The following is a 25,184-nucleotide window of genomic DNA, read 5'->3' on the forward strand; positions in this document are numbered from 1 at the left end:
GGGGCCGGTATCTGCTGGTTTGGCTTCACCAGTACAACTGGCATCGACCGCATGCCAGCTTGGATTACCATCCTCCGGTTAGCCGGCTAGGTCTTTCCGTGAACAACCTGGTGGGTTTACACATCTAGCGGTAACTTAGCCCCACCCCGTCCTGGCCTTCGACCTCGCGCAGGGCGATCAGCAGCTCATCGCTGGGGGCCACCCGCCAGGCCTCGGCCAGCTCCAGCCAGCCGCCGGCGCGCGCGTTGCGGTAGTGCAGACGCACCGGCAGCCCCTCGGCGCTGCGGTAGGGCTCGAGGCTCGCCTCCAGGCTGCGGATCAGGCCGCCATTGGCGCGCTGGCCGTCGATGCGCAGCTCCACCGCCTGGGCGTAGCGGGTACGCGCCGCCACCATGGGGGTGACCTCCTTGCCGCGCAGCCGCAGGCCGCCGGAATAGTCGTCGCTGGAGACCTCGCCCTCGATGATCAGCACCTGGTCGGCCTCGATCTGGCCACGCAGCTGGTCATAGAGCTCGCCGAACAGGGAGGCCTCGATGCGCCCGGTGCGGTCGTCCAGGGTCAGGAAGGCCATGGTATCGCCGCGCTTGGACTTCATGGTGCGCACCCCCACCACCAGGCCGGCGATACGCTGTGGCTCCCGGGAGGGACGCAGGTCACCGATGCGGGTGGCCACGAAGCGCTTGAGCTCCTGCTCGTACTCGTCGATGGGGTGACCGGTGAGGTAGAGCCCCAGGGTCTCCTTCTCGCCGCCCAGGCGCTCCTTGTCGGTCCACTCCCGTACGCCGCGGTAGTCGGCGTAGACATCGCCCCCCTCCGCCTCGTCGACGAAGGCCTCGCCGAACATGTCCATCATGCCGAGGTTCTGGTTGGCCTGGGTCTGGGCGGCGGCCTTGAGGGCATCGTCCAGGGCCGCGGCCAGCACGGCGCGGTTGGGCCCCAGGTTGTCCAGGGCACCGGAGCGGATCAGCGCCTCCAGGGTGCGCTTGTTCATGCGCTTGGGGTCGACCCGGCGGCAGAAGTCGAAGAGGTCCTGGAAGGGGCCCTCCGCCTCGCGGGCCTCGACGATGGCGCCGATGGGCCCCTCGCCCACGCCGCGAATGGCGCCCAGGCCGTAGACCACCCGGCCCTCGGTATCCACGGTGAACTTGTAGGTGCCGACGTTGACGTCCGGCGGGGTCACGGTGAGCCTGAGGTTGCGGCACTCCTCGATCAGCGGCACCACCTTGTCCAGGTTGTCCATCTCGGTGGACATCACCGCCGCCATGAAGGGCCCCGGGTAGTGCGCCTTCAACCAGGCCGTCTGGTAGGAGACCAGGCCGTAGGCCGCCGAGTGGGACTTGTTGAAGCCGTAGCCGGCGAACTTCTCCACCAGGTCGAAGATATTGCCCGCCAGGTCCTTATCGATGCCGTTGGCCGCGCAGCCCTCCATGAAGCCGACCCGCTGCTTGGCCATCTCCTCGGGCTTCTTCTTGCCCATGGCGCGGCGCAGCATGTCCGCCTGCCCCAGGCTGTAGCCGGCCAGCACCTGGGCGATCTGCATCACCTGCTCCTGGTAGAGGATGATGCCGTAGGTGGGCTCCAGCACCGGCTTGAGCCATTCATGCTGGTAGTCCGGATGGGGATAGGAGATCTCCGCCCGGCCATGCTTGCGGTTGATGAAGTCGTCGACCATGCCCGACTGCAGGGGGCCGGGGCGGAACAGCGCCACCAGGGCGATCATGTCCTCCAGGGAATCCGGCTGCAGGCGCTTGATCAGCTCCTTCATGCCGCGGGATTCGAGCTGGAAGACCGCCGTGGTCTCGGCGCGCTTGAGCATCTCGAAGGTGGGGGCGTCATCCAGGGGGATGGCATCGATATTCAGCGACCCCTCGCCGGCGGCGGCGCGCACCTTGTCGACCATCTCCAGGGCCCAGTCGATGATGGTCAGGGTGCGCAGGCCGAGGAAGTCGAACTTGACCAGCCCGGCCTCTTCGATGTCGTTCTTGTCGAACTGCACCACCAGGCCATTGCCGTCCTCGTCGCACAGCAGGGGCGAGAAGTCGGTGAGCTTGGTGGGGGCGATCACCACGCCCCCGGCGTGCTTGCCGGTACCCCGGGTGATGCCCTCGAGCTTCCTGGCCATCTCCCAGATCTCGGCGGCCTCCTCGTCGTTGTCGAGGAACTCCTTGAGGGCCGGCTCCTGCTCGATGGCCTTGGCCAGCGTCATGCCCACCTCGAAGGGGATCAGCTTGGAGAGCTTGTCGCCCAGCGAGTAGGGCTTGCCCTGGGCACGGGCCACGTCGCGCACCACCGCCTTGGCGGCCATGGTGCCGAAGGTGACGATCTGCGACACGGCGTTGCGGCCGTAGCGGTCGGCCACATAGTCGATCACCCGGTCGCGCTTCTCCATGCAGAAGTCGACGTCGAAGTCGGGCATGGAGACCCGCTCCGGGTTGAGGAAGCGCTCGAAGAGCAGGTCATACTCCAGCGGGTCCAGGTCGGTGATCTTCTGGGCGTAGGCCACCAGGGAGCCGGCCCCGGAGCCACGCCCCGGCCCCACCGGCACGTCGTTGTCCTTGGCCCACTGGATAAAGTCCATCACGATCAGGAAGTAGCCGGGGAAGCCCATCTGGATGATGATGTCGAGCTCGAAGTCGAGGCGCTTGCGGTAGCGGGCATCGATCTCGGCATACTCGGCGCCATCGCGAGGGTACTTGTCGGCGGGATAGAGGAAGTCCAGGCGCTCGGTCAGGCCGTCGTGGGAGACCTTGCGGAAGAACTCGTCCTGGGTCATGCCCTCGGGGATCTCGAACTCCGGCAGGAAGATCTCGCCCAGGCGCACGTCGACGTTGCAGCGGGCGGCGATCATCAGGCTGTTCTCGAGCGCCTCGGGGATATCCGCGAAGAGCTCGGCCATCTCCGCCGGGCTCTTGAGGTACTGCTCTTCGCTGTAGCGCCGCTCGCGGCGCGGGTCGTCCAGGGCCCGCCCCTCGCCGATGGCCACCCGGGTCTCGTGGGCCCAGAAATCCTCCTTGTCGATAAAGCGCACGTCGTTGGTGGCCACCACCGGGGTACCGGTCTCGGCGGCGAGCTCGACCGAGAGGTGCAGGCACTCCTCCTCGTACTGGCGGCCGGTGCGCGTCAGCTCCAGGTAGAAGCGCCCCGGGAAGGCGGCGTTCCACTCTCCCAGCAGGGTGCGCGCCTCGTCGGGATGATCGCTGAGCAGGTGGCGACCGACCTCGCCCTCGCGCCCGCCGGACAGGGCGATCAGCCCCTCGCTCTGGGCGATGACCCAGGCCTTCTGGAGGATCGGCAGCCCCAGCCGCTGGCCCTCCATCCATCCCCGGGAGATCAGCTCGGTCAGGTTGCGATAGCCCTCGGCGTCCATGGCCAGCAGGGTCAGGCGGTAGGGGTGGGCCTCGTCGTAGTCGTTATGCAGCCAGAAATCGGCGCCGATGATCGGCTTGAGGCCGGCGCCCTGGGCCGACTTGTAGGCCTTGACCAGGCCGAAGAGGTTGGTCTCGTCGCTGATGGCCAGGGCCGGCATGCCCATCTCGGCGCTCCGCGAGATCAGCGGCTTGAGACGCACCAGGCCGTCGACCAGGGAGTATTCGGTGTGTACGCGGAGGTGGACGAAGCTGGGGCTCATAGACGACTCGTGGGGCTCGCTTGGGGTCGGGAAACGCGCAGAGATAATGCCAGATTCGGGGGCGGCCTGTCCCGGTTTCGACCAGAACGGCCAGGGCTATCACGGTTGGTATACCCCTCCTTGGCGGCCCGGGGCTACCCTGGGGACAGGCACTCCGCAAAGACGCTGTAAACCCGTCCCTGGGCGCTCGACTTTTTCGTCCCTGAAAAAGACGCTTTGCTCCATCCTGTCCCCAGCGCCCCTCATCCATGGCGACTGCGCCAGCCCAGCTAGAACAGCGCCAGTTGGCGCCTGACCGGGGCGAAGGAGCGGCGGTGCTCGGGGAGCGGGCCCAGGCGTTCCAGGGCGGCCAGGTGCTCCCGGGTCGGGTAGCCCTTGTGGCGAGCGAAGCCGTAGTCGGGGTGGCGGCCATCCAGGGCGAGCATCTGAGCGTCCCGGGCCACCTTGGCGAGGATCGAGGCGGCGGCGATGGCCGGGTGGCGGGCATCGCCCTTGACCACCGCCTGGCCCGGCAGCGGGTGCCCAGGCAGGCGGTTGCCGTCCACCAGCAGGTATTCGGCGGCGGGGCTCAGGGCGTCGATGGCGCGGCGCATGGCCAGATGCGTCGCATGGTAGATATTCAGCTCGTCCACCTCGGCGGGGCTCGCCTCGGCCACGGCGAAGGCCAGCGCCCGCTCGCGGATCTCGTCATCCAGGGACTGGCGGCGCTTGGCGGAGAGCGTCTTGGAGTCATTCAGCCCGGCGATGGGCCGGGCGGGATCGAGGATCACCGCGGCGGCCACCACGGCGCCCACCAGGGGGCCTCGGCCGACCTCATCGACGCCGGCCAGGCGCTGGCCGGCATACTCGACCACCAGCGGAGGCAGCTCCCGGGAGGCTCCCTTGCGCTGGGTCAAGGCGCGACCTCCTCGGCCCGCTCCGGGGCCACGCTGGCGGGCAGCGGCGTACCCGCCACCAGCGCCTCGATGGCCTCCGCGGCGCGGCGGCTGGCGTCGCGCTGCAACCCGGCATGCATGGCGGCGAAGCGCGCCTCCAGGGCGGCCCGGCCCGGGCCGTCGTCGAGCGTGGTGCCGAGTTCCGCGGCGATCGCCTCGCTACTGGCGGCCTTCTGGATCAGCTCCGGCACCAGGGGCTCCCGGGCGATCAGGTTGGGCAGCGAGATCCACTCGGTCTTGACCAGCCGCTTGGCCAGCCAATGGGTGGCCGGGGCCATCTTGTAGGCCACCAGCATGGGACGATGGCAGAGCATCGCCTCCAGGGCCGCGGTGCCCGAGGCCAGCAGCACCATATCCGAGGCCACCATGGCCTCCCGGGAGCGGCCATCGAGCAGGTGGACGCGCCCGGCCAGCGCCGGGTGTGCCGTGAGCAGCGCCTCCAGCTGCTCGCGACGCCCCGGGGTCGCGGCGGGAATCACCACGCGGAGCGCGGGGCGCTGGGCGCACAGCCGTTCGGCGGCACCCAGGAAGGTCTCGCCCAGGAAGCGCACCTCATTGGCCCGGGAACCGGGCAACAGGGCCAGCAGCTCCCCCGCCTCGGGCAGGCCGAGCGCACGGCGCGTGGCGCCACGATCGACGTCCAGGGGCAACTCGTCGGCCAGGGGGTGACCGACGAAGGCCACCGGCACCCGATGGCGACGATAGAAGGCGGCTTCGAAGGGCAGGAAGGTGAGCATGGCATCGACGGACTGGGCGATGCCCTTGACCCGCCCCTGGCGCCAGGCCCAGACCGAGGGGCTGACATAGTGGGCGATGGTCAGGCCCGCCTCGCGCAGCCGGCGCTCCAGCCCCAGATTGAAGTCCGGGGCATCGATGCCGATGACGATATCCGGCCGCCAGGCCAGGGCATCCCGGTAGAGGGTACGCCGCACCCGCAGCAGCTCGGGCAGGTGCTTGAGCACCTCCACCAGGCCCATCACCGAGAGGGTCTCCAGGGGGAAGCGGCTGTCGATGCCCTCGTCGAGCATCCGCGGGCCGCCGATGCCACGAAACTCGACGCCGGGGTGGCGCGCCTTGAGCTCACGCATCAGGCCGGCACCGAGGATATCGCCGGAGAGCTCCCCGGCGACCAGATAGACCCGTCGCAGGGGGGCCGCCCTAGCGGATGATGCCACGGGTAGAGGCCTCGATGGAGGCGATAAAGGCCTCGGTCTCGGCGAGCCGGAAGCGACCGCGGATCTCGCCCAGGGCCTGCTCCACGGTCAGCCCCTGACGGTAGACCAGCTTGTAGGCCTCGTTCAGCGCCTTGATCGCCTCAGTGGAGAAGCCGCGACGCTTGAGACCCACCAGGTTGAGGCCATGGGGCTGGGCCGGGTTGCCGTTGATCATCACATAGGCGGGCACGTCCTTGGTGATGATGGAACCGCCGCCGGCCATGGCGTGGGCGCCGAAGCGACAGAACTGGTGTATCGCGGAGAGGCCGCCGAGGATAACGAAATCGCCCAGGTGCACATGGCCGGCCAGGGTCACCTGATTGGCCAGGATACAGTCGCTGCCGATCACGCAGTCATGGCCCACGTGGGAATAGGCCATGAAGAGGTTGCGGGAGCCGATGGTGGTGACGCCGCGGTCCTGAACGGTGCCGCGATGCAGGGTCGCCCCCTCGCGGATCACGTTATCGTCACCCATCTCCAGGCGAGTGGGCTCGCCGGCATACTTCTTGTCCTGGCAATCCTCGCCCACCGAGGCGAACTGGAAGATGCGGGTCCGCTCGCCCAGCACGGTGGGGCCCTTGATCACCACATGGGGACCGATGCGACTGCCGGCGCCGATCTCCACGTCGGGCCCGATCACGCTGAAGGGGCCCACCTCGACGTCCTCGGCCAGACGCGCCTTGGGGTCAACGATGGCGGTGGGATGAATCAAGCGACCTTCCTCTCGGCACAGATGATATCGGCTTCGCAGGCCAGCTCACCGTCGACGGTGGCGCGGCAGGCGAACTTCCAGATGCCGCGCTTCTCGCGCTCCACCCGCGCCTCCAGGCGCAGCTGGTCGCCGGGCATCACCGGACGCTTGAAGCGGGCATTGTCGCTACCCACCAGGTAGTAGACATAGCCATCGGCGGGCAGCTTGTTGACGGTCTTGAAACCCAGAATACCACAGGCCTGGGCCATGGCCTCGATGATCAGCACCCCGGGCATGATCGGGTGGTGGGGAAAGTGACCGTTGAAGAAGGGCTCGTTCACGCTGACGTTCTTGTAGGCAACGATGGATTGCCCCAGCTCCAGTTCCATCACCCGATCCACCAGCAGGAAGGGGTAGCGGTGGGGCAGGTAGTCACGAATGTCGTTGATGTCCATTACCATCGAGGCACCTCTAGGAAGACGAAAATGCTCGCCCGACGGGCGAGCATGGAGCGGCGCCGGGCGCCGTTTGACTGGCGAAGGAGGGAATTATACCCGCGTCGGCGCTCGGCTCAACGCGATTCCTGGGCCTTCTCCAGGCGTGCCAGCCGCTTGGCCAGGGCGTCCAGCTGCTTGAAGCGCACCGCATTCTTGCGCCACTGGGCGTTACTCATGGCCCCGGTGCCGGAGGAGTAGACCCCGGGCTCATGGATGGAGTTGGTGACCAGGCTCATGCCGGTGACCTGAACGCCATCGCAGATCGTCAGATGGCCGGAGAGGCCGACGCCACCGCCCAGCAGGCAGTGCCTGCCCACCTTGGTGGAGCCGGCGATGCCGACGCAGCCGGCCAGGGCGCTGTGATCGCCGATCTGCACATTGTGGGCGATCTGCACCTGGCTATCGATCTTGACGTCATCGCCGATCAGGGTATCGCCCAGGGCGCCGCGGTCGATGCTCGAGCAGCTGCCCACCTCCACGTCGTCGCCCAGCACCACGCCGCCCAACTGGGCGATCTTGTGCCAGCGCCCGCCATCATGGGCGAAGCCGAAGCCATCGCCACCGATCACGCAGCCGCTATGCAGGATGGCCCGCGCGCCGATGATCACGCCATGATAGACGGTGACATTGGCATGCAGTCGGGAATCGGCGCCGATGCGACTATCGGCGCCGATCATGCAACCGGGCCCGACCACCACGCCGTCACACAGCTCGACGCCGGACTCGATCACCGCCTGGGGACCGATCTCCACGTCGCGCCCCAGCGTCACCCCATCGGCCACCACGGCGGTGGGGTGGATACCGGGACTGCGCCGGCCGTTCAGCGGATCGAAGAGTCGCGACAGGGCCGCATAACCCAGGTAGGGGTTGTCCAGGGTCAGGCAGGCGGTGGGGCACTCCTCGGCCTGACCGGGGTGCAGCAGGACCGCCGCGGCTCGGGTCTCGGGGAGATACTTGAGGTAGGCGCGGTTGGCCAGGAAGGTGATCTCCTCGGGGCCGGCCTCGGTGAGGGTGGCCAGGCCGGTGACCCGACGCCGGCCATCGCCGATCAGGGTCGCGCCGAGCCGCTCGGCCAGCTCCTCCAGGGTGAAGGAGGGAGTGTGGGCGTGTGTCATGGGCGCCTTTGCCGGTCAGGGGCCGGGAGCGAACTCCCGGCGACTCGTCAGTTGAGGGTGTTGAGAATCTCGGTGACCTCGTCGGTGACGTCGGTCAGCTCGAGGGTGGTGTGAATCACCCCGTCACGATCGATCAGCACCTCGATATCGTGGCGCGCGATGATCTGATCCACGGCCTGCTCCAGCTTGGGCTCCGCCCCCTGCAGGAAGGCCTGCTCGGACCGCATCTGCGCCTGGCCGATCTGCTGACGCAGCTGCATGAAGCGCTGCTCCTTCTCCATGCCTTCCTGGAGCAGGGCCTCGCGCTCGGAGTCGGACATCACGGCGCCGTCCTGCTCCAGGCGTTGCTGCAGGGCCTGGAGCTCCTGACCGAGGGCCTGGGCCTCCTGCTGGGGCCCCTCGATCTCGCTGCGCAGCTCGTTCATCTGGCGCTGCGCCTCGTCGGTCTCCATCAGCGCCTCGCGCCAGTCCAGCACCGCCACCTCGGCGGCCTGAGCCAGGCTGGCGCTCCCCATCAGGGCGGCGACGCCGAGGGCCAGGGTCAATTTACGCATAGGTCACTCTCCTGTGATCCGAAAGGTTGATGGCTCAGAAGGTCTGACCCAACGAGAACTGGAAGAACTGGGTGTCGTCGCCTTCCTCGTCATTCAGGGGTTCGGCGACGCTGAAGGTCAGCGGTCCCACCGGCGTCAGCCAGGAGAGGCCGATACCGGCACTGTAGCGCAGCTCGCCCAGATCGATACCGGACTCGCAGCGCGAGGTCGCCCCCGCCGGCACCGGCAGGCAGTCGGTCAGGAAGGTGTTGCCGCCATCCAGGAAGAAGCCCGCCTGCAGGGAGCGCTGATCCTCGACGAAGGGCACCGGGAAGAAGAGCTCCACGCTGCCTTCCACCAGGACGTTGCCGCCCAGGGTACGCTCCCGATCGACCCCGGACGGCGGCGTGGTACGCGGCCCCAGGGTATTGCCGGTGAAACCGCGCACCGAGCCCAGGCCGCCGGAGAAGAAGTTCTCATAGAAGGGGTAGGGATCGTTGCCGATGCTGTCGGCATAACCGAGGGTGGTGCCGAACTTCAACGACCAGGCGTCGCTCAGGGGGAAGAGCTGCTGGGCGCGGTAGCGCAGCCGATAATAGTCGGCATCGCTGCCCGGCACGGCGGCCTCCAGGGAGAGGCGCTGATAGTTGCCGGCGGTGGGCATCACCCCACGATTGAGGTTATTGCGGGTCCAGCTGGCGGTGAGTTTGAGGCTCTGGGCATCGGCCCCCTGATCCTCCACGTACTGGCGAATCTCCAGGGCGGTATCGTTATAGGTCTTGATCGTCAGGTCTTCGACGCTGGCCCCGAAGTTGAGGCGGCTGTTCTCGTCGATCGGATAGCCGAAATTGATGCCGCCACCGAGGGAGTCGGTGGAGTAGGTGGAGATATCCGAATCCTCGTAATCGGTTTCCCGATAGAAGAGGTCATAACCGCGGGAGATACCATCCAGGGTCCAGTAGGGATCGGTATAGCCGAAATTGAGTCCGGTGAAGGTATCGCTGCGCTGGGCATTGAAGTTGACCCGGTTGCCGGTGCCCAGGAAGTTGTTCTGGGAGAGGCCGGCGCCGTAGATCACCCCGGCGGTCTGCGAGAAGCCGATGCTCGCGGAAATGGAACCGGACGGCTGCTCCTCGACCCGATAGGTCACGTCCAGTTGATCCGGCTCGCCGGGCACCGGCCGGGTCTCGACCTCGACCTGCTTGAAGAAGCCCAGGCGCTCCAGGCGCTGGCGGGACTGGCTGATCGACTCGGTGGAGGCCGGGGCCCCCTCCAGCTGGATCATCTCGCGGCGCAGCACCTCGTCCTGGGTGGTGGTATTGCCGATGAACTCGATGCGCCGCACATAGGCGCGGCGACCCGGGTTGACCGCCAGCAGCAGGTCCACGGTCTCGCCATCGTCCCGCACCTGGGGAATCGGCTCGATCTCGGCGAAGGTGAAGCCCTCGGCCCCCAGGCGCGAGCGCAGGGCCTCCACCGAGGCGGTGACCTCGCTGCGCGAGAAGATCTCCCCCGGGGTCGCCGTCACCAGCTCACGGGCCTCGCTGGGCGAGATGATCAGGTCACCCTCGAAACGAATATCGCCGAGGCGATACTGACGCCCCTCGTCGACATTGATGGTGACGAAGATCTGCGACTGATCGGGGCTGATGGCCACCTGGGTCGAGGCGATATCGAAGTTCACATAGCCGCGATCCAGGTAGAAGGAGCGCAGTCGCTCCAGGTCCCCGGCCAGGGCCTCGCGGGAATACTCGTCCTTGGAGAACCAGCCGAAGATCCGCCCCGGGCGATCCTCGAGCTCGAAGACCTCCCTCAGGGTGTCGTTATCGAAGGCGCGATTGCCGACGATATTGATCTGACGGATCCGCGCCACCGCCCCTTCGTTGATATCGATATTGACCCGAACGCGGTTGTCGCCGACCTCCTCGATCCGGGTGTCGATGCGCGCGCTGTAACGGCCCTGGGACTGGTAGAGCTGCTCCAGTTCCCGCTGCATCTCCTCCAGGGTGGAGAGCTGCAGCACCTCGCCCTCGGCCAGGTCGACGCCGCGCATGGCCCGGCGCAGCTCTTCTTCCGGCACCAGGGAGTTGCCGCTGATCTCGATGGCGGCGATAAAGGGGCGCTCCTCCACCTGAATGATCAGCACCTCGCCGTCACGCGCCAGGCGGATATCCTCGAAGAGGCCGGTGGCGAAGAGCTCGCGGGCCGCCTCGGCCAGCTCGCGTTCGTCGACCCGCTCACCGGTACCCAGGGGGAAGGCATTGAAGACGGAGGTCGCGGGGACGCGCTGCAGGCCCTCCACGCGAATATCGGAGATATTGAATTCGTTCGCCGAGGCCGACTGGGCGCCGGCCAGTAGCAGCGCTGCCAATCCGATGGTCTTGAGTTTCATTCAGTCGCTTCGCTCGCGTTGATCTGCCCATCGAGATCCCGTGCTTCCCTGCCAGGAGGAACGGTGTTCGAAATAGGCACCTTATACATTTGTGCGGGTAACTGACAAGGCCGAGGAGGCTTCCCCGACCAACGCCAACGGCTCGGGGAGACCATTACAGCCGCATCAGATCGAAATAGAGGGCCATGAACATCAGGCTGCCCACCAGGGCCAGGCCGATGCGCAGGCCGATGGCCTGCGCCTTCTCGGAGACCGGCCGGCCGCGCAGCGCCTCGATGACGTAGTAGGCCAGGTGGCCGCCATCCAGCACCGGGATCGGCAGCAGGTTGAGGATCCCCAGGCTGATCGAGAGGTAGGCCATGAAGCTGATAAAGCTCTCCAGGCCGCTGCGGGCGGTGTCCCCCGCCACCCGGGCGATGGTGATGGGCCCGGAGAGGTTGGAGGGCGAGATCAGCCCCACCAGCATCTTGCGGATCGCATCCAGGGTCAGCAGCGACATCTCGCCGGTGCGTGACAGCGACTGCCCCAGGGCCGCCAGGGGGCCATAGCGCACCTCGCGACGATACTCCTCGGGCCACGCCACCGGCGCCACCCCGGCGCCGATATAGCCGATGGCACTCCCCGTCTCCGACTCGTTGCGCCCCGGCACCAGGGTCAGGCTCAGCCGCTCGTCGCCACGCCGCACCTCCAGGTCCAGGGCCTCATCGGGATGGGCCCGCACCACCTCGACGAAATGCGTCCAGTCAGCGATGACTTCACCGTCGATGCGGAGTATCCGGTCGCCGGGCTCGAGGCCGGCGGCGGCCGCCGCCTCGCCTTCCAGCACCTGCCCCAGCTCGGCGGGGAAGGCCGGCCGCCAGGGGGTGAGCCCCAGGCTCGACAGCGGCCGGGGCGGATCCTGGCGCACCAGGTAGTTCTCCACCGGCAGACCGCGCTCCCGGACCACCTCGCCGCCTTCGTCCCGAGTGCTGACACGCAATTCGCCGCTGTGGCCGATGACCGCCACCAGCTTGAGGTTGGCCTCCTCCCAGGAGCGCACCCGTTCGCCCTGAATGGCGACGATCTCCTGGCCCGGGGCCAGCCCGCCGCGGGCCGCCGGCGAGTCGGGGGTCACCGCCCCCACCACCGGCGCCACCGTGGTGGTGCCCACCACGAAGAGCAGCCAGTAGGCGACGATGGCGAGCAGGAAATTGGCCAGGGGACCGGCGACGACGATGGCGATCCGCGCCCACACGGACTGGTTGTTGAAGGCCCGGTGACGCTCGTCCGGGGCCACCGGCCCCTCCCGCTCGTCGAGCATCTTGACGTAGCCCCCCAGGGGGATGGCGGCCACGGCGAACTCGGTACCATGGCGATCGGTACGCGACCAGAGCGGCTTGCCGAAGCCCACCGAGAAGCGCAGCACCTTGACCCCACAACGCTTGGCCACCCAGTAGTGACCATATTCGTGAAAGGTGATCAGCAGGCCCAGGACCAGGATCACCGCCAACACGTTCTGGATCACGCCCATCGCTTAGTCTCCCCGCGTCAGCGTCACCAACAGGGCCTCGGCGGTGCGCCGTGCCCGGGCATCCTCGGCCAGGATCCCCTCCAGGGTCCGGGCCGAGCGCACTTCCAGCTCGTCGAGCACCGCCGCCACCAGGCGCGGAATCCCGGTAAAACCGAGCCGCCCCTCGAGGAAGGCGGCCACCGCTACCTCATTGGCGGCATTGAGCATCGCCGGCGCCGTGCCGCCGGCCTCCATGGCCTGCCGTGCCAGGCGCAGGCAGGGAAAGGCCGCCTCGTCCGGGGCCTCGAAGTCGAGACGCGCCACCTGGAACAGGTCCAGCGCCTCGACCCCGGCATCGATGCGTTCCGGCCAGGCCAGGCCATAGGCGATGGGCGTACGCATGTCCGGATTACCCAGCTGCGCCAGCACCGAGCCGTCGCTGTAGGCGGCCATGGAGTGGATCACGCTCTGGGGGTGCACCACCACCTGAATCTGCTGCGGCGCGGTATCGAACAACCAGCACGCCTCGATCAGTTCCAGCCCCTTGTTCATCAGGGTGGCACTGTCCACGGAAATCTTCCGCCCCATGGACCAGTTGGGGTGGGCACAGGCCTGCTCCGGCGTCACCGCGGCCAGTTGCTCGGCGTTCCAGCCCCGGAAGGGGCCGCCGGAGGCGGTCAGCAGCAGTTGGGTGATGCCGTGGCGCCCCAGGCCACCCCGGTGCTCGACGGGTAGACACTGGAAGATGGCATTGTGTTCGGAGTCGATGGGCAGCAGGGTCGCGCCATGGGCCGCCACCGCCTCCATAAACAGGGCCCCGGACATCACCAGGGCCTCCTTGTTGGCCAGCAGCACCCGCTTGCCGGCACGCACCGCGGCCAGGGTCGGCAGCAGGCCGGCGGCGCCGACGATGGCCGCCATCACCACCGCCGCCTCGCCGGCCTCGGCCACCTCGCACAGGGCCGCCTCGCCGGCGGCCACCTCGGTCTCCAGGCCCGCCGCGGCCAACTGGAGTCGCAGCCAGGCGGCATCCGCCTCGCTACCCAGCACGGCCACCGCCGGGCGATGGCGCAGGCAGAGGCTCAAGAGGCCCTGGCGGTCGCGGTGGGCGGTCAGGGCGTGTACCCGATAGCGCTCGGGGTGGCGGGCGATGACATCGAGGGTGCTGGTACCGATGGAACCGGTGGCGCCCAGCACCGTGACGCCCTGGGGGGCAGGACTCATAACCATAGGCGCAGCAAGGCGAAGAGGGGCACGGCGGCGGTCAGGCTGTCGATGCGGTCGAGCACCCCGCCATGCCCGGGCAGCAGGGCGCTGGAGTCCTTGATGCCACGAGTGCGCTTGAGCATGCTCTCGAACAGATCCCCCACCACCGAGATGGCGGTGACCAGCCAGGTGATCAGGATCAACTGTGCCAGCTGCCCCGGGGCGAGCCCCAGCCAGAAGGCGAACCCCAGCGCCAGCAGGGTGGTGGCGGCCAGGCCGCCCAGCACGCCCTCCCAGGACTTGCCGGGACTGACGCTGGGTGCCAGCTTGCGGCGTCCATAGGCGCGACCGGCGAAGTAGGCGCCGCTATCGGCGGTCCACACCAGCAGCAGCACGAAGAGCAGCCACTCGACCCCGCAGTCGCGCAGGGCGATAAATCCGACCCAGGTAGGCAACAGCACCCAGAGCCCCATGGCCAGGCGCCGGGGCGGCGCCTGCCACTGGGCCTGACGCTCGGGATAGTGGATGACCCAGTAGAGGTTGACCAGCCAGCCGGCGGCGGCCAGCCACAGCGGCCAGGTGGCCTGGGTGGCGTCGACGAGCCACAGCAGCGCCATCAGCGCCGCCGCCCCGGCGACGCCCAGCAGGCGAGCCCCCGGGCGCTCATAGCCGGCCAGGTTGACCCATTCCCAGGCCCCCAGCAGGACGATGGCGCCGGCAAAGAGGGCGAAGGCGCCACCGTCGAGGCCGAACAGCCCCAGCAGGACCAGGGGCGCCAGGATCAGGGCGGTAATCAGTCGCTGCTTAAGCACCTTGGGCCTCGATCTGTTCATCGGTCATGCCGAAACGACGCTGGCGACGGGCGAAATCATCGAGGGCCAGGTCGAAGGCCGCGGCATCGAAGTCGGGCCACAGCAGCGGCGAGAAGTGGAATTCGGCGTAGGCCAGCTGCCAGAGCAGGAAGTTGGAGATGCGCTGCTCGCCGCTGGTGCGGATGCACAGGTCCACCGGCGCATCCTCGGCCAGGCTGATCTCGCGATCCAGGGCCGCCTCGTCGATCTCGGCGGGATCCAGCTCGCCGGCCTGGACGCGCTCGGCGAGGCGTCGGGCGGCGCTGGCGATGTCCCAGCGTCCGCCATAGTTGGCGGCGATCACCAGGTGCAGGCCGCGATTGTCGGCGGTCAGGGCTTCGGCCCGGGCCACATGCTTCTGGATGGAAGTCGAAAAGGCACTGCGCTCACCGATCACCGTGAGGCGAATATCGTGCTCATGCAGCTTGCGCACTTCGCGCTTCAGCGCCAACAGAAAGAGCTCCATCAGCGCGTTCACTTCGGCGGGGGGGCGCTTCCAGTTCTCGCTGGAGAAGGCGAACAGGGTCAGGGTCTCGACGCCGCGTTCGGCGGCGCGACGGATCACCGCGCGCACCGACTCGACGCCGGCATGGTGGCCGCGAATGCCGGAGAGGCCCCGGGCCTTGGCCCAGCGATTGTTGCCATCCATGATGATCGCCACATGGCGCGGCGTACCACCACGAGGGGTTTGGGGGGACTGCGTTGACGTCATGGGGACTCGCACGGGAGGAAGGGAAAGGCGGGCCCTGGGGCCCGCCGCGCCTCAGACCTGCATCAGGTCGTGTTCCTTGGCTTCCAGCAGCTTGTCGATCTCGGCGATGTACTTGTCGGTGAGCTTCTGAACCGCGTCCTCGCCCTGGTGCTGCTCGTCCTCGGTGATCTCCTTCTCCTTGAGCAGAGACTTGATATCACCATTGGCGTCGCGGCGCACGTTGCGTACCGCCACCCGCGCCTGCTCCGCCTCGCCGCGGGCCTGCTTGATATAGCCCTTGCGCGTCTCCTCGGTGAGCATCGGCATCGGCACGCGGATCACGTTGCCGTTGGTGGAGGGGTTGAGGCCCAGGTCCGAGGTCAGGATGGCCTTCTCCACCTTGGGCACCATGGGCTTCTCCCAGGGCACCACGGAGAGGGTCCGGGCATCCTCGATATTCACGTTGGCCACCTGGTTCAGGGGCACCTGGGAGCCGTAGTACTCCACGGTCACGGCGTCGAGAATGCTGGTATGGGCACGCCCGGTACGGATCTTGTGGAAGTTGGCCTGGAGCGATTCCAGGGTCTTCTTCATGCGGCCTTCGGCGTCTTTCTTGATGTCGTCGATCACGGTTTCAACCTCTATCTATCAGCGTGCCTTCCTTGCCACCCACCACCAGGTTCAGCAGCGCGCCGGACTTGTTCATATCGAACACGCGCACCGGCATGCCATGGTCCCGCACCAGGCAGATGGCGGTCAAATCCATCACCCCGAGCTTCTGGTCGAGCACCTCGTCGTAGTTGAGCTGCTCGTACTTGACGGCATCGGCGTGCTTCACCGGATCCTTGTCGTAGACCCCGTCCACCTTGGTGGCCTTGACCACCACGTCGGCGTCGATCTCGATGCCGCGCAGGCAGGCCGCGGAATCGGTGGTGAAGAAGGGGTTGCCGGTGCCGGCGGAGAAGAGTACCACGTCACCGGAGGTGAGGTAGCGGATGGCGGTGCGGCGATCATAGTGTTCCACCACGCCGCTCATGGGAATGGCCGACATCACTCGCGAGCGGATGTTCGAGCGCTCCAGGGCGTCGCGCATGGCCAGGGCATTCATCACCGTGGCCAGCATGCCCATATGATCGCCGGTGACCCGCTCCATGCCGGCCTCGTGCAGCGCCGCGCCGCGGAACAGATTGCCGCCGCCTATGACGATCCCCACCTGGACGCCGATGCCCACCAGTTGACCGATCTCCAGGGCCATGCGGTCGAGCACCTTGGGATCGATCCCGAAGTCGTGCTCGCCCATCAGGGCCTCGCCGGAGAGCTTGAGCAGGATACGCTTGTACTTGCTCTTGGCGCCACGCTCGGGCTGGGCGCGGTCGGTGGCGGGGGTGTCGACGGTCATGGGCGAATCTCCTGGCAGCGGCAGTAATCAATCGGGGGAGTCTGTCTACCTTAGCTCAACCGCTGGGCGACCAAGGGGGACAACTCCTGGCGTGGTTAACGCTGTGGCCGACGAAAGCGTCGGCCGGATACGCGAAGGCGTGCGCTTGCGCGCACGCCAACACGTCTCGTGGAACTCGGACCTTAGCTGCGCTTGGCCTGTTCCATCACTTCCTTGGCGAAGTCGACTTCTTCCTTCTCGATGCCCTCGCCCACTTCGTAGCGGGTAAAGCCAATCACTTCGCCGCCGGCGGCCTTGACGAACTCGGCCACGGACTGGTCGGGGTTCTTGACGAAGGGCTGCTCGGTCAGGCTGTTCTCGGCCAGGTACTTCTTCAGGCGGCCTTGAACCATCTTCTCGGCGATGTTCTCCGGCTTGCCGGCCATGTCCGGCTGGGCCAGGATGATCGCCTTTTCCTTGTCGAGCTGCTCCTGAGCCATATGCTCGGGACGCGCCACGGCCGGGTTGATGGCGGCCACGTGCATGGCGACATCCTTGGCGGCTTCCTCGGTGGCACCCTGGAGCACGGTCAGCACGCCGATGCGGCCGCCGTGGACATAGGCGCCCACGCGGTTGCCTTCGCCGGCCTCGACCAGCACGGCACGACGCACGGAGATGTTCTCGCCGATCTTCTGCACCAGCTGCTGGCGAACGTCTTCCATGTCACCACCCATCAGGGCGGCCACGTCGTCGCTCTTGGACTCGAACAGGGCGTCGACGACCCGGTCGGCGAAGGCCTTGAAGTTGTCGTCACGGGCCACGAAGTCGGTCTCGGAGTTGATCTCGACCATCACGCCGTAGCTGCCGTCGGCTGCCACGCGGGTGACCACGGCGCCTTCGGCGGCGGTGCGGTCGGCCTTCTTGGCGGCCTTGAGGCCAGAGCTCTTGCGCAGGTTCTCGATGGCCAGTTCGATGTCGCCGCCGGCTTCGGTGAGAGCCTTCTTGCACTCCATCATGCCGAGCCCGGTACGCTCGCGCAGTTCCTTGACCTGTGAGGCGCTGATAGCTGCCATGGTAATAACCTCTGAATGATTCGCGTCGGTAATCGGGGCATTTCCCGCCGCACCCGCAGGCAGAACGGGAAAAAAGGGGGCCCAGGCCCCCTCCTTATCCGCCGACCCTGGTAGGGGCCGCCGAGCCCGCGACTCAGGATCGCAGGCCTAGATGACACTCAGTGTCGGCGGTACAGCATCACTCGGCGACTTCGTCGGACTCGGAGACCTCGACGAACTCGTCGGGACGACCTTCCTTCGCCTTGGCGCAGGCGCCGGCGATGGCCTGGACGTAGATCTGGATGGCGCGGATGGAGTCATCGTTGCCGGGGATCACGTAATCCACACCGTCCGGGTTGGAGTTGGTGTCCACCACGCCGATGACCGGGATGCCCAGCTTGTTGGCTTCGTTGATGGCGATACGCTCGTGGTCGACGTCGATCACGAAGAGCGCATCGGGCAGGCCACCCATCTCCTTGATACCACCGATGGAGCGGTCCAGCTTCTCCTGCTCGCGGGTGGCCATCAGGACTTCCTTCTTGGTCAGCTTCTCGAAGGTGCCATCTTCATGCATGGCTTCGAGCTCGCGCAGACGCTTGATGGAGACGCGGATGGTCTTGTAGTTGGTGAGCATGCCGCCCAGCCAGCGATGGTTCACGAAGGGCATCCCCACGCGGCTGGCTTCTTCCTTGATGATCTTGCTGGCGGCACGCTTGGTGCCGACGAACATGATCTTGTTGTTGGCGGCAGCCATCTTCTCGACCACGGCCACGGCGTCGTTCAGGGCCGGCAGGGTGTGCTCGAGGTTGATGATGTGGATCTTGTTGCGCGCGCCGAAGATGAACTTGCTCATCTTGGGGTTCCAGTACTTGGTCTGGTGACCGAAGTGGGCACCCGCCTTGAGCAGGTCACGCATATTGACTTGAGACATGAAAGACTCCTGAAAACTCGGGTTAGGCCTCCATGCACCCCAGGGATCCGACCGTTCGACCGCTGGTCGCCACGGCACCCGGGACCCTGTGTCGGTGCATGTGTGTTTTAGGCGTTTGGATCACGCCCTCGCTATTATCGCCGCCGGCCCCGGGGGGCCACAAGGGCGGACGATTGCAGGAAAGCGCGCGGCTTTATACCATAGAACGATGCCAAGATGAAGCCGCCCCTCCGCCGTGGCCACCTCCCCGAGAGTGCCCCAGGGGCGCCACCCTCCCCATGATCGAGATTCCATGAACGTTCCTATCAAGACGCCCGACGAGATCGAGAAGATGCGCGAGGCCGGCCGCCAGGCCGCCCTGGTGCTGGAAATGATCACCCCCCACGTGCAGGCCGGTGTCACCACCGGCGAGCTCGATCGCCTGTGCCACGACTTTATCGTCGACGAGCTGGGCTCGGTGCCGGCCCCCCTCAACTATCACGGCTTCCCCAAGTCGATCTGCACCTCCATCAATCATGTGGTGTGCCACGGCATCCCCGACGCCGGCAAGAAGCTCAAGAAGGGCGACATCATGAACCTGGATGTCACCGTCAAGACCGCCGACGGCTACCATGGCGACACCAGCAAGATGTTTATCGTCGGCGAGACCATCCAGGGCGAGCGGCTGTGCCGCATCACCCAGGAGTGCCTCTACAAGAGCATCGCCCTGGTCAAGCCCGGGGTGCGCCTGTCGGCCCTGGCCCGGGTGATCCAGCAGCATGCCGAGGCCAATGGCTACTCGGTGGTACGCGACTTCTGCGGCCACGGCATCGGCGCCGGCTTCCACGAGGACCCGCAGATCCTCCACTACGACGGCTACGCCCCCGAGGCCGATATCGAACTGGCCGAGGGCATGTGCTTCACCATCGAGCCGATGATCAACGTGGGCGACCACCGCACCAAGGTACTGCGCGACAACTGGACCGCGGTGACCAAGGATCGCAGCCTCTCCGCCCAGTGGGAGCACACCCTGCGGGTCACCGCCGATGGCGTCGAGGTGCTCACCGCCCGCAGCGAGGAAGATCTCGGCTTCCTCGAGCACTGACATGCTGCTACACCATCATCGCTTTCGTCCCGACCCCGGCCTGTTCGACGGTGAGGCCTTCGCCGCCGAGCTGGCCACCCATCGCTCCCCGATCGTCCCCTTCAAGGCGGAGCTGAAGGCGATCCAGGCACGCCTCGACGAACGCTTTCGCGGCGGCGCCGATATCCGCGACCTGGTGCGCGGCCGCGCCTGGTGCCTGGATCAGCTGCTGGCCATCGCCTGGGCACGCCACCCCTGGCCCGAGGAGGGCATCGCCCTGCTCGCCGTGGGTGGCTATGGTCGCGGCGAACTGCACCCCCACTCCGATATCGACCTGCTGTTCCTGCTGGAGGAGGACGACGACGCCCCCTACCGGGAGTCGCTCACCGCCTTTATCACCTTCCTCTGGGATATCGGCCTGGAGATCGGCCATAGCGTGCGCTCGCTGAACGACTGCGAGCGCGAGGCCCGCGATGATGTCACGGTGATCACCAACCTGCTGGAGAGCCGCACCCTGGCCGGCCCCGAGCGGCTGCGCCAGGCCATGCGCCAACGCCTGGCCACCGAGCGGCTATGGCCCGCGGATCGCTTCTTCGAGGCCAAGTGGCAGGAGCAGATCGCCCGCCACTACCGCTACAACAATTCCGAGTATCACCTGGAACCCAATATCAAGAGCTCCCCCGGCGGGCTGCGGGATATCCAGATGATCGGCTGGGTCGCCAAGCGTCACTTCGGCCCCCTGGGCTACGAGGAGCTGGTGGCCAACGGCTTCATGAACGATGCCGAGCTGCGCATCCTCAGCCAGGGCCAGGCCTTCCTGTGGCAGGTGCGCTATGCCCTGCATATGCTCACCGGGCGCGCCGAGGATCGCCTGCAGTTCGACCACCAGCGCACCATCGCCGAGCTGTTCGGCTACCGGGACACCCCGGAGCGCCTGGCGGTGGAGCAGTTCATGAAGCGCTACTACCGCCATGTGACGGCGCTGGCCGGCCTCAACGACATGCTGCTTCAGCACTTCGACGAGGTGATCCTGCGCGGCGAGGAGCGCCTCGAGACGCGCCCCCTCAACGACCGCTTCGAGGTCACCGGCGGCTATATCCAGGCGCGCAGCCCCGGCGTCTTCCGCTACCGCCCGGCGGCCCTGCTGGAACTCTTCCTGCTGATGGCCCAGCACCCGGAGATCGAGGGGGTACGCGCCGACACCATCCGCCTGATCCGCGACCACCGCCACCTGATCGACGATCTCTACCGGGACGACCTGCGCCACCAGAGCCTGTTCATGGAGCTGCTGCGCTCCTCCGGCAATGTGGCGCGCCAGCTGCGGCGCATGAATCGCTACGGGGTACTCGGCAAGTACCTGCCGGAGTTCGGCCAGGCGGTGGGGCTGATGCAGCACGACCTCTTCCATATCTATACCGTCGACGCCCATACCCTGCGCCTGCTCAAGTGCATCCAGCGCTTCCGCGAGCCCGAGGCCCGGGAGGAGTTTCCGGTGGCCTCGGTGCTGGTGCACCAGTTGCCCAAGCTGGAGCTGCTGTGGATCGCCGGCCTCTACCACGATATCGGCAAGGGTCGCGGCGGCGATCACTCCATCCTCGGCGCCCGGGATGCCGAGGCCTTCTGCGAGCGCCACGGCCTCTCGCCCCGGGACACCCGGCTGGTCAGCTGGCTGGTGGAGAACCACCTCTTGATGTCCAAGGTGGCCCAGAAGCGCGATATCACCGACCCGGACGTGATCCGCGACTTCGCCCGCCTGGTACGCGACGAGATCCACCTGGATTACCTCTATGTGCTCACCGTGGCGGATATCAGCGCCACCAACCCGGCGCTGTGGAACGGTTGGCGGGCCTCGCTGCTGCGCCAGTTGCACGGCGAGACCAAGCGCGCCCTGCGCCGCGGCCTGGAGAACCCGCCGGATCGCGAGGACTGGGTACGCGAGACCCGCGAGGAGGCCTTCTCGCTGTTGCTGGCGGTGGGCGCCGATGGCCAGCGGGTGGCCCAGCTATGGGACTCCCTGGGCGAAGAGTACTTCCTGCAGTACGCGCCCAGCGAGATCGTCTGGCAGACCCAGGGCATCCTCGCCCACGAGGGCTCGGAGCTGCCGCTGATCCTGATCAGCGCCCCCACCGAGGACATGGCCGAGGGCGGCACCAAGGTGTTTATCCACACCCGCTCCGCGGATGACCTCTTCGCCGCCACCGCCGCCGCCATGGATCAGCTCGGCCTCTCCATCCACGACGCGCGCATCGCCACCTCCAGCAACGACTGGACCCTCAACACCTTTATCGTCCTGGATCACCAGCACCAGGCGATCCGCGACCGCGCCCAGTTGGAGGAGATCCGCGCCCACCTGGTGGAGGAGCTGGACGACCCGGAGGACTACCCGCAGATCGTCACCCGCCACACCCCGCGCCAGCTCAAGCATTTCCAGGTGCCGACCCGGGTCGCCCTGGAGCAGGACCTGGCCAACGAGCGCACCATGCTGGAACTGGTGGCCCCGGACCGCCCCGGCCTGCTGGCCCGGGTGGGGCGCATCTTCATGGAGCAGGACATCGCCCTCTCGGCGGCCAAGATCGCCACCCTGGGCGAGCGGGTCGAGGACGTCTTCTTTATCACCACCAAGGCCGGCGAGCCGCTGACCGATCCGGCCCGCCAGGAACGGCTGCGGGCACGGCTGATCGAGGTATTGGATGTCTAAAGCGCCCCGGGTTTGAGGCCCCAGGGCCGCTTCCCTATAATCGCTTGCCTAGACGCACCCGGGGCCTTGCGATTCACGGGCCCACGCCAATAACGATATCTCGCCCGCGCCGGGCGGCCAGGACACCCATGAATCCCGATCTCGACGCCCTCCAGCCTTACCCCTTCGAGAAGCTCGCCGCCCTGCGTGCCGGCGTCACGCCCCCCGCGGACCTCGCGCCGATCCCCCTGACCATCGGCGAGCCCCAGCACGCCCCCTATGCGGCGGCCCTGGAGAGCCTCACCGAGCATCGCGACGAGATGGCCCGCTACCCGGCCACGGCGGGGACGGACGCGCTGCGTGGCGCCATCGCCGCCTGGGCGACCCGACGTTTCGGCCTGAGCGGCCTGGATAGCGACACCCAGGTACTGCCGGTCAATGGCACCCGGGAGGCGATCTTCGCCTTCGTCCAGGCCGCGCTGGATCGCAGCCGTCCGGCCAGGGTGGCGGTGCCCAACCCCTTCTACCAGATCTACGAGGGCGCCACCCTGCTGGCCGGCGGCACGCCCCTCTACCTGGACTGCACCGCCGAGAGCGGCTTCCGCCCCGATTTCGACGCCGTGCCCGCCGAGACCTGGCGCGAGGTGCAGATCGTCTTCCTCTGCTCGCCGGGCAACCCCACCGGGGCGGTCACCCCGCTGGAGGAGTTCAAGAAACTCATTGCCCTGGCGGATGAACACGACTTTATCATCGCCTCCGACGAGTGCTATTCGGAGCTCTACCTGGACGAGGCCGCCCCGCCTCCCGGGCTGCTCGAGGCCTGCGCGGCCCTGGGGCGTCACGACTATCGCCGCTGCCTGGTCTTCCATTCGCTCTCCAAGCGCTCCAACCTGCCGGGGCTGCGCTCCGGCTTCGTGGCCGGCGATGCCGGGCTGATCGCCCCCTTCAAGCGCTACCGCACCTACCACGGCTGCGCCATGTCGCTGCCGCTGCAGCACGCATCCATCACCGCCTGGAATGACGAGGCCCATGTGCGCGCCAACCGCGACGCCTACCGGGAGAAGTTCGCCGCGGTCACCGAGATCCTCGCCCCGGTGATGGACTTCCCCACGCCGCAGGCCAGCTTCTACCTGTGGCCGGCGGTCCCCGGCGGCGACGACGAGGCCTTCACCCGCGAGCTGTTCGCCGAGGAGCACGTCAGCGTGCTGCCGGGCAGCTATATGGGCCGCGTGGGCTCGAGCGGCACCAACCCTGGAACCGGTCGCCTGCGCCTGGCCCTGGTGGCCGAGGTGGAGGCCACGCTGGAAGCGGCCCGGCGTATTCGCCGCTTTATCGAAAGGAGAGGCTGATGTTCACCCTCTACGGCATCAAGAACTGCGATACCTGCCGCAAGGCCCGCAAGGCCATGGACGGGGCCGGCATCCCCTACCAGTTCCACGACCTGCGCGAGGATGGCCTCTCCGCGCCGCTGCTCGAGGCGATCCTCGAGCGGGTGCCGGTGATGACCCTGCTCAACAAGCGCAGCACCACCTGGCGCCAGCTCGACGAGGCCGACAAGGCCGACAAGGCCGACGTCGATGCCAACAAGGCGCGGGAGCTGATGCTGGCCCACCCCACCCTGCTCAAGCGCCCGCTGCTGGATACCGGCGACGAGATCCTGGTGGGCTACCGTGACGGCGACTACGACAATCTCCCGGGCTGAGCCACGGCTCGCCCCTTATTTTCCAAGAGGACACACCCCATGCTGAGCTTTGCACTCGGAATCGGCACCCAGAACACCCAGGGCGACTGGCTGGAGATCTACTACCCGGCGCCCCTGCTCAACCCCGACGACAGCCTGGTGGCGGCCGCCGCCAAGGCCCTCGACGCCCCCGCCGGCAAGGCCGCGGTAAGCTTCCTGCCCGAGCAGTGCGCCGCCCTGGCCAGTGCCCTGCGCGAGGCCGGCCACACCGACCAGGCCGAGCTGGCCGAGGCCTTCGCCGCCAGCCAGCGCCCGCTGGTGGCCATGTTCCTCGCCGAGGACAGCGCCCCGGAGTCCGCCCCCGAGGTCTACCTCAAGCTGCACCTGCTCTCCCACCGCCTGGTCAAGCCCCACGGCCTGGACCTCACCGGCATGTTCGGCCTGCTGCGCAACGTGGCCTGGACCAACGAAGGCGCCATCGATATCGAGGAGCTGCCGGCACGGCGCCTCAAGGCGCGCCTGGCGGGCCGTACCCTCTCCGTGGACTGCGTCGACAAGTTCCCCAAGATGACCGACTACGTGGTGCCCGCCGGCGTGCGCATCGGCGACACCGCCCGGGTGCGCCTGGGCGCCTACCTGGGCGAGGGCACCACCGTGATGCACGAGGGCTTCGTCAACTTCAATGCCGGCACCGAAGGCCCCGGCATGATCGAAGGGCGCATCTCCGCCGGCGTGATGGTCGGCAAGGGCTCCGACCTGGGCGGCGGCTGCTCCACCATGGGCACCCTCTCCGGCGGTGGCAATATCATCATCAAGGTGGGCGAAGGCTGCCTGATCGGCGCCAATGCCGGCATCGGCATCCCCTTGGGCGACCGCTGCACCGTGGAGGCGGGCCTCTATATCACCGCCGGTGCCAAGGTCGCCGTGCTCGACGACCAGGGCCAGGAGGTCCGCACCGTGGCCGCCCGCGAGCTGGCCGGCCAGGACGACCTGCTGCTGCGCCGCAACTCGGTGAATGGCCGCATCGAGTGCCTGACCAACAAGAGCGCCATCGCCCTCAACGAAGCGCTGCACGCCCACAACTAAGCGTCTCCGGGCCCGCGCGTGCGGGCCCGGCCGCCTTCCCGACCAGGAATGCCCATGTCCGCCAGCCCCACCCC

At 67.4% G+C, this 25,184-nt stretch carries 21 protein-coding genes and 1 pseudogene; 6 read left to right on the forward strand and 16 right to left on the reverse strand.

Annotation, left to right across the window (positions count from 1 at the left end):
* A pseudogene (locus NFU04_RS15185) lies at positions 1-128 on the forward strand (IS481 family transposase); the annotation flags it as partial.
* On the opposite strand, the gene dnaE reads toward NFU04_RS15185, so the two are convergent.
* The 16 genes from dnaE to rpsB form a co-directional block, all read right to left on the reverse strand.
* On the reverse strand, positions 125-3,628 hold the full coding sequence (gene dnaE / locus NFU04_RS15190) for a DNA polymerase III subunit alpha (protein ID WP_251310266.1): 3,504 nt from the start codon (positions 3,626-3,628) through the stop codon (positions 125-127). The pseudogene NFU04_RS15185 and the gene dnaE overlap by 4 nt on opposite strands.
* A gap of 269 nt (positions 3,629-3,897) precedes the next feature.
* Positions 3,898-4,524, reverse strand: a complete 627-nt coding sequence (rnhB, locus tag NFU04_RS15195) for a ribonuclease HII (RefSeq protein ID WP_251310267.1) — start codon at positions 4,522-4,524, stop codon at positions 3,898-3,900.
* Positions 4,521-5,738 (reverse strand): lipid-A-disaccharide synthase, encoded by a 1,218-nt coding sequence (gene lpxB, locus NFU04_RS15200; RefSeq protein ID WP_285835164.1) that lies wholly within the window; start codon positions 5,736-5,738, stop codon positions 4,521-4,523. The genes rnhB and lpxB overlap by 4 nt, the downstream gene beginning before the upstream one ends.
* Positions 5,722-6,489: an acyl-ACP--UDP-N-acetylglucosamine O-acyltransferase gene (gene lpxA / locus NFU04_RS15205; protein WP_251310268.1), complete on the reverse strand. Its 768-nt coding sequence runs from the start codon at positions 6,487-6,489 to the stop codon at positions 5,722-5,724. Before lpxA ends, lpxB begins: the two co-directional genes overlap by 17 nt.
* On the reverse strand, positions 6,486-6,929 hold the full coding sequence (gene fabZ, locus NFU04_RS15210) for a 3-hydroxyacyl-ACP dehydratase FabZ (RefSeq protein WP_251310269.1): 444 nt from the start codon (positions 6,927-6,929) through the stop codon (positions 6,486-6,488). Before fabZ ends, lpxA begins: the two co-directional genes overlap by 4 nt.
* Before the next feature lie 110 nt (positions 6,930-7,039).
* Positions 7,040-8,080 carry a UDP-3-O-(3-hydroxymyristoyl)glucosamine N-acyltransferase gene (gene lpxD, locus NFU04_RS15215; protein ID WP_251310270.1) on the reverse strand — a complete coding sequence of 347 codons (1,041 nt, stop codon included), beginning with the start codon at positions 8,078-8,080 and terminating at the stop codon, positions 7,040-7,042.
* A 47-nt stretch (positions 8,081-8,127) separates the two neighbouring features.
* Positions 8,128-8,634 (reverse strand): OmpH/Skp family outer membrane protein, encoded by a 507-nt coding sequence (locus NFU04_RS15220; RefSeq protein WP_251310271.1) that lies wholly within the window; start codon positions 8,632-8,634, stop codon positions 8,128-8,130.
* Between the two features lie 34 nt (positions 8,635-8,668).
* On the reverse strand, positions 8,669-11,005 hold the full coding sequence (gene bamA / locus NFU04_RS15225) for an outer membrane protein assembly factor BamA (protein WP_251310272.1): 2,337 nt from the start codon (positions 11,003-11,005) through the stop codon (positions 8,669-8,671).
* 154 nt (positions 11,006-11,159) lie between these two features.
* Positions 11,160-12,515, reverse strand: coding sequence for an RIP metalloprotease RseP (gene rseP, locus NFU04_RS15230; RefSeq protein WP_251310273.1), 1,356 nt, complete (start codon positions 12,513-12,515; stop codon positions 11,160-11,162).
* 3 nt (positions 12,516-12,518) lie between these two features.
* Complete coding sequence (ispC, locus tag NFU04_RS15235; RefSeq protein ID WP_251310274.1) at positions 12,519-13,718, reverse strand: 1-deoxy-D-xylulose-5-phosphate reductoisomerase; 1,200 nt, start codon at positions 13,716-13,718, stop codon at positions 12,519-12,521.
* Complete coding sequence (locus NFU04_RS15240) at positions 13,715-14,512, reverse strand: phosphatidate cytidylyltransferase (protein ID WP_251310275.1); 798 nt, start codon at positions 14,510-14,512, stop codon at positions 13,715-13,717. Before NFU04_RS15240 ends, ispC begins: the two co-directional genes overlap by 4 nt.
* A complete protein-coding gene (gene uppS / locus NFU04_RS15245) occupies positions 14,505-15,263 on the reverse strand; it encodes a polyprenyl diphosphate synthase (RefSeq protein ID WP_251310276.1) in 759 nt (252 codons plus the stop codon). Before uppS ends, NFU04_RS15240 begins: the two co-directional genes overlap by 8 nt.
* Positions 15,264-15,314: 51 nt before the next feature.
* Entirely contained in the window at positions 15,315-15,872 is a 558-nt protein-coding gene (frr, locus tag NFU04_RS15250; protein WP_146803923.1) for a ribosome recycling factor, read from the reverse strand.
* A 4-nt stretch (positions 15,873-15,876) separates the two neighbouring features.
* Positions 15,877-16,641 carry a UMP kinase gene (gene pyrH, locus NFU04_RS15255; protein WP_146803922.1) on the reverse strand — a complete coding sequence of 255 codons (765 nt, stop codon included), beginning with the start codon at positions 16,639-16,641 and terminating at the stop codon, positions 15,877-15,879.
* Between the two features lie 182 nt (positions 16,642-16,823).
* On the reverse strand, positions 16,824-17,693 hold the full coding sequence (tsf, locus tag NFU04_RS15260) for a translation elongation factor Ts (protein ID WP_251310277.1): 870 nt from the start codon (positions 17,691-17,693) through the stop codon (positions 16,824-16,826).
* 178 nt (positions 17,694-17,871) lie between these two features.
* Entirely contained in the window at positions 17,872-18,603 is a 732-nt protein-coding gene (gene rpsB, locus NFU04_RS15265; protein WP_146803920.1) for a 30S ribosomal protein S2, read from the reverse strand.
* Between the two features lie 292 nt (positions 18,604-18,895).
* Here rpsB and map point away from each other — a divergent pair, with 292 nt between their 5' ends.
* The 5 genes from map (at position 18,896) to dapD (ending at position 25,110) form a co-directional block, all read left to right on the forward strand.
* A complete protein-coding gene (gene map, locus NFU04_RS15270) occupies positions 18,896-19,687 on the forward strand; it encodes a type I methionyl aminopeptidase (protein WP_251310278.1) in 792 nt (263 codons plus the stop codon).
* A 1-nt stretch (position 19,688) separates the two neighbouring features.
* Entirely contained in the window at positions 19,689-22,364 is a 2,676-nt protein-coding gene (locus tag NFU04_RS15275) for a [protein-PII] uridylyltransferase (RefSeq protein WP_251310279.1), read from the forward strand.
* A gap of 128 nt (positions 22,365-22,492) precedes the next feature.
* Positions 22,493-23,692, forward strand: a complete 1,200-nt coding sequence (gene dapC / locus NFU04_RS15280) for a succinyldiaminopimelate transaminase (protein ID WP_251310280.1) — start codon at positions 22,493-22,495, stop codon at positions 23,690-23,692.
* Positions 23,692-24,045: an arsenate reductase gene (locus NFU04_RS15285; protein WP_251310281.1), complete on the forward strand. Its 354-nt coding sequence runs from the start codon at positions 23,692-23,694 to the stop codon at positions 24,043-24,045. Before dapC ends, NFU04_RS15285 begins: the two co-directional genes overlap by 1 nt.
* Positions 24,046-24,084: 39 nt before the next feature.
* A complete protein-coding gene (dapD, locus tag NFU04_RS15290; RefSeq protein ID WP_251310282.1) occupies positions 24,085-25,110 on the forward strand; it encodes a 2,3,4,5-tetrahydropyridine-2,6-dicarboxylate N-succinyltransferase in 1,026 nt (341 codons plus the stop codon).
* The last annotated feature ends 74 nt before the right edge of the window (positions 25,111-25,184 follow it).

The organism is Halomonas sp. NCCP-2165 (assembly GCF_023708045.1).
GTDB classification, from domain to species: Bacteria; Pseudomonadota; Gammaproteobacteria; order Pseudomonadales; family Halomonadaceae; genus Bisbaumannia; species Bisbaumannia pacifica.

Bases quoted from the DNA above. Each gene is read 5' to 3' on its own strand.
- dnaE (WP_251310266.1), bottom strand. From the start codon at position 3,628: ATGAGCCCCAGCTTCGTCCACCTCCGCGTACACACCGAATACTCCCTG.
- fabZ (WP_251310269.1), bottom strand. From the start codon at position 6,929: ATGGTAATGGACATCAACGACATTCGTGACTACCTGCCCCACCGCTAC.
- lpxD (WP_251310270.1), bottom strand. From the start codon at position 8,080: ATGACACACGCCCACACTCCCTCCTTCACCCTGGAGGAGCTGGCCGAG.
- NFU04_RS15220 (WP_251310271.1), bottom strand. From the start codon at position 8,634: ATGCGTAAATTGACCCTGGCCCTCGGCGTCGCCGCCCTGATGGGGAGC.
- bamA (WP_251310272.1), bottom strand. From the start codon at position 11,005: ATGAAACTCAAGACCATCGGATTGGCAGCGCTGCTACTGGCCGGCGCC.
- rseP (WP_251310273.1), bottom strand. From the start codon at position 12,515: ATGGGCGTGATCCAGAACGTGTTGGCGGTGATCCTGGTCCTGGGCCTG.
- ispC (WP_251310274.1), bottom strand. From the start codon at position 13,718: ATGAGTCCTGCCCCCCAGGGCGTCACGGTGCTGGGCGCCACCGGTTCC.
- uppS (WP_251310276.1), bottom strand. From the start codon at position 15,263: ATGACGTCAACGCAGTCCCCCCAAACCCCTCGTGGTGGTACGCCGCGC.
- pyrH (WP_146803922.1), bottom strand. From the start codon at position 16,641: ATGACCGTCGACACCCCCGCCACCGACCGCGCCCAGCCCGAGCGTGGC.
- tsf (WP_251310277.1), bottom strand. From the start codon at position 17,693: ATGGCAGCTATCAGCGCCTCACAGGTCAAGGAACTGCGCGAGCGTACC.
- rpsB (WP_146803920.1), bottom strand. From the start codon at position 18,603: ATGTCTCAAGTCAATATGCGTGACCTGCTCAAGGCGGGTGCCCACTTC.
- map (WP_251310278.1), top strand. From the start codon at position 18,896: ATGAACGTTCCTATCAAGACGCCCGACGAGATCGAGAAGATGCGCGAG.
- NFU04_RS15275 (WP_251310279.1), top strand. From the start codon at position 19,689: ATGCTGCTACACCATCATCGCTTTCGTCCCGACCCCGGCCTGTTCGAC.
- dapC (WP_251310280.1), top strand. From the start codon at position 22,493: ATGAATCCCGATCTCGACGCCCTCCAGCCTTACCCCTTCGAGAAGCTC.
- NFU04_RS15285 (WP_251310281.1), top strand. From the start codon at position 23,692: ATGTTCACCCTCTACGGCATCAAGAACTGCGATACCTGCCGCAAGGCC.
- dapD (WP_251310282.1), top strand. From the start codon at position 24,085: ATGCTGAGCTTTGCACTCGGAATCGGCACCCAGAACACCCAGGGCGAC.